Origin of the sequence: Streptomyces aurantiacus JA 4570 (assembly GCF_000414115.1) — a bacterium.
In the GTDB taxonomy this organism is placed as follows: domain Bacteria; phylum Actinomycetota; class Actinomycetes; order Streptomycetales; family Streptomycetaceae; genus Streptomyces; species Streptomyces aurantiacus_A.
On the sequence record NZ_AOPZ01000194.1, the window covers coordinates 1 to 5675 of the forward strand.

A 5675-nucleotide genomic window follows, 5' to 3' on the forward strand; every position below is an offset into this window, starting at 1 on the left:
GCCGCCGCACCCGCGGCTGCTGACGCGCGCGGCGCGCCCTGCGGGCGGGGGCCGCCGTCGCGCTGGGCGCGGGCGCCGCGGGGCTGATCTCCGGTGACCGGCGGCCCGGCCCCGAGGTGTGGTCGTACGGCACGCGGGGCGTCGTGCACCAGATCCTGCTGGCCGACACCACCCTGTACGCGGTGGACGACAGGGGCTGGGTGTACGCCATGGACGCCAGGACCGGGGAGAGCCACTGGGCCAGGCGCGTCGCGTACACGGACGCGCGGCCCTGGCTCGGGATCCTCCCCGGCACCGATCCGGGGCTCTACCTCACGGGCGACAAGCTGTACGCGCTCTACTCCGCGACCGGCGAGGAGCGGTGGCGCCTCGACATCACGGCGCTCGGCACACCGGCCGTGTCCCACCAGGCCGTCTGCTGCGTCGCACGCGACACGGACGGCCGGAACCTGGACGAACTCACCCTGGTGGAACCGTACTTGGGAGAGCGGATCACCCTGGACCGGATGAGCCTCGCGCGGAGCGTCGTCGGCGAGCGCGACTCCTTCACGGCACCCGCCGTCGCCGACGACGGAACGATCGTCCTCGGTGGGCGCGGGGGCGTCGTGCACGGCCTCGATCTGGTGAAGCACGGCATCGGCGTCGCGGACGCACGGGACCACAAGATCCTGCGCCTGCCCGGTCACGCCCGGTTCTCCCCCGCCGCACCCCTCGTCACCCAGGGCATCGCCTACCTGGGCACCGCCACGAAGGGCGGCCTCGTCGCCGTCGACCTGAACTCCATGAAGGACATCTGGACCCGCCGCCTCGGACTCGACGGCGAGACCTGGTCCACCCCGGCGGTGGGCGACCGCCACGACCGCTACGGCCTCGTCTACGCGACCGGCTACGCGAGCGTCCACGCCGTCGACCGCAGCACCGGCGAGCCCGCCTGGAACTACTACCACGGGTCCCCCACGCCCAGCTCCCCGGCCGTCGCGAACGACGTGCTGTACGTCCTCACCAGGAGCGGCGAGCTCATCGCCCTGGACGCCCGCGAAGGCGGCCCCGCCCTCGCGAGGCGCGCCTACGCGCCCTTCGGCGGCGGCCCGGTCCCCGCCCCCGTCGCCGCCCACGGCCTGGTCCACTTCGCCACCGCCGACCGCGTCCTCCGCGCGGTCCCGCAAGCCCGCGCCCGAGCGACGTAGGCCCGCCCGCGCGGCGATGCGGCACACTGGATGTTTGGCCTAGCGAAAGGGCACCCCCCGGTGAACGGACCGCTCATCGTCCAGTCGGACAAGACCCTCCTGCTCGAGGTGGACCACGAGCAGGCCGACGCCTGCCGCCGCGCCATCGCCCCGTTCGCGGAGCTGGAACGCGCCCCGGAGCACATCCACACCTACCGCGTGACGCCCCTCGGCCTGTGGAACGCCCGGGCCGCCGGGCACGACGCCGAGCAGGTCGTGGACGCCCTCGTCGAGTTCTCCCGTTACCCCGTCCCGCACGCGCTCCTCGTCGACGTGGCCGAGACGATGGCGCGCTACGGCCGCCTCACGCTCTCCAAGCACCCCGTCCACGGCCTCGTCCTCACCAGCACCGACCGCCCGGTCCTGGAGGAGATCCTCCGCTCGAAGAAGGTCCAGCCGCTGGTCGGCGCCCGCGTCGACCCGGACACGGTCGTCGTGCACCCCTCCGAGCGCGGCCAGATCAAGCAGACCCTGCTCAAGCTGGGCTGGCCCGCCGAGGACCTCGCCGGATACGTCGACGGCGAGGCGCACGCCATCGAACTGGACGAGACCGGCTGGGCGCTGCGCCCCTACCAGCGGCAGGCCGTGGAGAACTTCTGGCACGGCGGCAGCGGCGTCGTCGTCCTGCCCTGCGGCGCCGGCAAGACCCTCGTCGGCGCGGGCGCGATGGCCGAGGCCAAGGCCACGACCCTGATCCTCGTCACCAACACCGTCTCCGCCCGCCAGTGGAAGCACGAGCTGGTCAAGCGCACCTCCCTCACCGAGGACGAGATCGGCGAGTACAGCGGTACGAAGAAGGAGATCCGGCCGGTCACCATCGCCACGTACCAGGTCCTGACGACGAAGCGGAAGGGCATCTACCCGCACCTGGAGCTCTTCGACTCCCGTGACTGGGGGCTCATCCTCTACGACGAGGTGCATCTGCTGCCCGCGCCGGTGTTCAAGTTCACCGCCGACCTCCAGGCGCGGCGGCGGCTCGGCCTCACGGCGACCCTCGTCCGCGAGGACGGGCGCGAGTCGGACGTCTTCTCCCTCATCGGCCCCAAGCGGTTCGACGCGCCCTGGAAGGAGATCGAGGCCCAGGGCTACATCGCGCCCGCCGACTGCGTCGAGGTCCGCGTGAACCTGACCGACTCCGAGCGCCTCGCGTACGCCACCGCCGAGGCCGAGGAGAAGTACCGCTTCTGCGCGACGACCGCGACCAAGCGGAAGGTCACCGAGGCGCTGGTGCGCAAGCACAAGGGCGAGCAGACGCTCGTCATCGGCCAGTACATCGACCAGCTCGACGAGCTGGGCGAGCATCTGGACGCGCCCGTCATCAAGGGCGAGACCACGAACGCGCAGCGCGAGAAGCTCTTCGGCGCCTTCCGCGAGGGCGAGATCTCCGTCCTCGTCGTGTCCAAGGTCGCCAACTTCTCCATCGACCTGCCGGAGGCGACGGTCGCCATCCAGGTGTCCGGTACGTTCGGCTCCCGCCAGGAGGAGGCGCAGCGGCTCGGCCGCGTCCTCCGGCCGAAGGCCGACGGCCACGAGGCCCGCTTCTACTCCGTCGTGGCCCGCGACACCATCGACCAGGACTTCGCCGCGCACCGGCAGCGGTTCCTGGCGGAGCAGGGGTACGCGTATCGGATCATGGACGCGGACGGGGTGCTTGCGGAGGGCTCGGACACGGCCTAGGTCCGTCGGCCCGGCCCTTCTGCCGCTGGCGGTGCAGCGCGCCGACCGCCGCGAGCTGTCTGTGCTCCCAGGCTGTCGCCCGGCGCAGCCGGTAGAAGGTCACCCGCCACTCCATGCCCGTGGGGCGCGCCAACTCCACCCACAGGCCGTCCACTTGCCGTACCACGGCGGGCATTTGGTAGCCGCGGTCGAAGACCACCAGGCCGGGGCGGAGTTCCCGCGACGAGCGGAAGGGGCCCGGATCCTGTTCCGGGCCCGGCTTGGCTGAGCTCATCCGATCCACCTCCTGCGCAGAGTGCGACGGTTGAATTACCGTGCGTGTTCCGGGTGCTTCGAGCATGAACCAGGACCAGGGCGCGAATGTCGCCTGCGCGCCGTAATTCCACGGCGCGCGGCGGTAATTCCACACCTTCCACAGAGGGGACCGCGATGCCGCCGAGGCGGGTGGTGACCGGCCACAGTCAGAACCCACGGCAACGCTTCACCGAGGAACTCCGCGACCTGCGGGCGCAGAGCGGGTACAGCCTCCGCAAGCTTGCCGACGTCCTGGGCTGGGACTGGTCCCTCTTCGGCAAGATGGAGAAGGGGGAGACGCTGGGCGGCCCCGAGGTCGTCCAGGCTCTGGATGAGCACTACGGGACGCGGGGGCTCTTGCTCGCGTTGTGGGAGCTGGCCATCAGCGATCCCACCCAGTTCCGGAAGCGGTACCGCCAGTACATGACGTTGGAGGCCGAGGCGCTGAGCCTGTGGCACTTCGGCGTGAGCGTGCCCTCCGGTCTGCTCCAGACAAAGGGGTACGCGTACGAGTTGCTTGCGTCGGGCGGCTTCAAGGGCGGGGAGCTGCAACGACAGGTCGAGGCGCGGATCGGGCGACAGCGGCTGCTGAACCGGGACGACCCGCCACCCTTCCGCTGCATTCTTTCCGAGGCTGTGCTGCGGACGCCGCTGCGTGACCCACAAGCGTGGCGGACGCAGTTGCAGCACCTCGTCGAAGTGGCCGAGCGCTCGGATGTGGCGCTTCATGTGCTGCCCCAGGCGGCGGGGCTGCACGGCCTGCACAGCACCGATGTGATGTTCCTGCGCCTCCCGGGTGGTCGCACCGTCGCCTACGTTGAAAACGTCTACCGAGGTGAGGTGATCGACGAGAACGGCGCGGTTGAACAGCTGCAACGTGGCTATGACGTGACACGTGACCTGGCGTTGTCCCCCGCTGCTTCGTTGAAGCTCATCGGGCGGATGTTGGAGGAACTGCCGTGCCCCTCGTCGGCCTGAGCATTGCCACTGCCCGGCGCACGAGCGCGTACAGAGACGGCTGCCCCGCGGCCTAAGCGATCTTCGCCCACGGAGTGGGGACGGGCCGCTGACCCCGTCGCGGTGAGCCACCGGCGAGGCAGTCCACCGGGTGCGCCGCCGCGCCGCACCTGCCCCGCCCGCCGGGCGACCCGCTACCGTGGCCAGGATGAGCACCCCGGACGCCCCCCGATCCCTCGCGGAAGCCCTCCGGGCGAGTGATGACGCGAGTATCGTCGCGCTGTTGCGGGCCCGGCCGGACCTTCTGACGCCGGTCCCGAACGATCTGACGCAGCTCGCCACCCGCGCCGGCACGCGGGCGTCCGTCGTGCGCGCCCTGGAGCGCCTCGACCGGTTCACGCAGCAGGTCGCCGAGGCGCTGGCGGTGGCGCCGGAGTCGGCTGCGTACGCGGAGCTGCTCGGCCTGGTCGCCGGGGACCTGGTGGGCGACCCGGCGGGCGAGGAGCAGGTGGGCGAGATCCAGCGCGCCCTCGACCGGGCCCTGGGCACGCTGCGCGGGCAGGCGCTGGTGTGGGGCGGCAACGACCGCCTCCGCCTCATCCGCACCGCGAGGGAACTCCTCGCGCCCACCCCGCAGCGGCCGTCGCCGACGGGCCTCGGGCCGACCGTCGCGGAGGCGATGGCGGGGATGTCGCCGGGCCGGGTGCAGAGCCTGGTCGCGGCGGCGGGGCTCACGGCGACGCACGACGCGGTGTCGGCGGTGGAGGCGCTGACGGCGCTGTTCACGGACCGCAAGCGGATGTCGGCGCTGCTGGACGAGGCGCCCGCGGACTCCGTGGAGATCCTGTCGCGCCTCGTGTGGGGGCCGCCGTACGGGCAGGTCACCGCCGACCCGGCACCGCACCTGCGCTGGCTGATCGACCGGGGGCTGCTGCTTCCGACCGCGCCGGGGACGGTGGTGCTGCCCCGCGAGGCGGCCCTGCACCTGCGCGGCGGCCGCGCGCACCGCGTGCTCGAGGCGACGCCGCCCGCCGTGGCCGTCGCGCGCGAGCACCGTCCACAGGTTGTGGACGCGACGGCGGCCGGCCAGGCGCACACGGCGCTCGCCACGATCGACGAACTCCTGAAGGACTGGGACGAGGGCGGCCCCGCCGTCCTGCGCGCGGGCGGCCTGAGCGTGCGCGACCTGAAGCGCACCGCCGTGGCCCTGGACGTATCGGAGCCGCAGGCCGCGTTCTGGGTCGAACTGGCCTACGCCGCCGGGCTGATCGCGGCCGACGGCGAGGCCGACGAGCGGTACGCCGCGACACCCGCGTATGACACCTGGCAGGAACTGCCCGCCCCTGAACGCTGGGCGCGGCTCGCCGCCGCGTGGCTGCCCGCGACCCGCACGGCGGGCCTCGTCGGCGGGCGCGACGGCAAGGACCGGACGCTGTCCGCGCTCGGCCCCGGCCTGGACCGCTCCGCCGCGCCCGAGGTCCGCCACCGTGTCCTCGCGCTCCTCGCCGGGCTGCCCGAGGG

The 5675-nt window shown here is 72.6% G+C and carries 3 protein-coding genes and 1 pseudogene; all 4 read left to right on the forward strand.

Annotated features, from left to right (window positions below; genetic code table 11):
• Positions 1 to 38: 38 nt before the first annotated feature.
• A complete protein-coding gene (locus tag STRAU_RS19535) occupies positions 39 to 1187 on the forward strand; it encodes an outer membrane protein assembly factor BamB family protein (protein ID WP_259299942.1) in 1149 nt (382 codons plus the stop codon).
• Positions 1188 to 1247: 60 nt separating this feature from the next.
• Positions 1248 to 2903 carry a DNA repair helicase XPB gene (locus STRAU_RS19540; RefSeq protein WP_016642101.1) on the forward strand — a complete coding sequence of 552 codons (1656 nt, stop codon included), beginning with the start codon at positions 1248 to 1250 and terminating at the stop codon, positions 2901 to 2903.
• Positions 2904 to 3332: 429 nt separating this feature from the next.
• Positions 3333 to 4175, forward strand: a complete 843-nt coding sequence (locus STRAU_RS19545) for a helix-turn-helix domain-containing protein (RefSeq protein WP_037660502.1) — start codon at positions 3333 to 3335, stop codon at positions 4173 to 4175.
• Between the two features lie 187 nt (positions 4176 to 4362).
• Positions 4363 to 5675: pseudogene (locus tag STRAU_RS19550) on the forward strand (DNA-binding protein); the annotation flags it as partial.

What these genes read in the sequence shown, in the direction of transcription:
- STRAU_RS19545 (WP_037660502.1), top strand. Translation starts at nt 3,333, where the DNA reads ATGCCGCCGAGGCGGGTGGTGACCGGCCACAGTCAGAACCCACGGCAA.